This window comes from Ochrobactrum sp. SFR4, assembly GCF_019730395.1.
Lineage (GTDB): Bacteria > Pseudomonadota > Alphaproteobacteria > Rhizobiales > Rhizobiaceae > Pseudochrobactrum.
Genome location: NZ_JAAPBB010000930.1, coordinates 1 through 261 on the forward strand (window position 1 = coordinate 1; position 261 = coordinate 261).

Annotated in this window: 1 protein-coding gene; it reads left to right on the plus strand. The window is 49.8% G+C overall.

The window, feature by feature from the left end; genetic code table 11:
• Positions 1 to 2: 2 nt before the first annotated feature.
• A partial coding sequence (locus tag HBA93_RS21815; protein WP_286202131.1) for an AAA family ATPase occupies positions 3 to 261 on the plus strand: 259 nt, incomplete at its 3' end.

Genomic DNA, 261 nt, shown 5'->3' on the forward strand with positions numbered 1-261 from the left:
GTCTGGATCTCACCCGCTATGGCCGGTTTACCGATCATGTACTGGATTTTGGTGCTGCAGATCAGAATAAGCCTGACTTGCATATTATTTACGGGCCGAATGAAGCCGGAAAATCCACCACATTTTCAGCATTGCTCGACCTGCTGTTCGGTATTGAGCATAAAAGCCGTTATAATTTCCTGCACCCCTATCCGGCGATGAAAATCGGAGCATCTTTGCAAATGCAGGGCGTCGTGCAGGAACTGGTGCGCACCAAAGCCC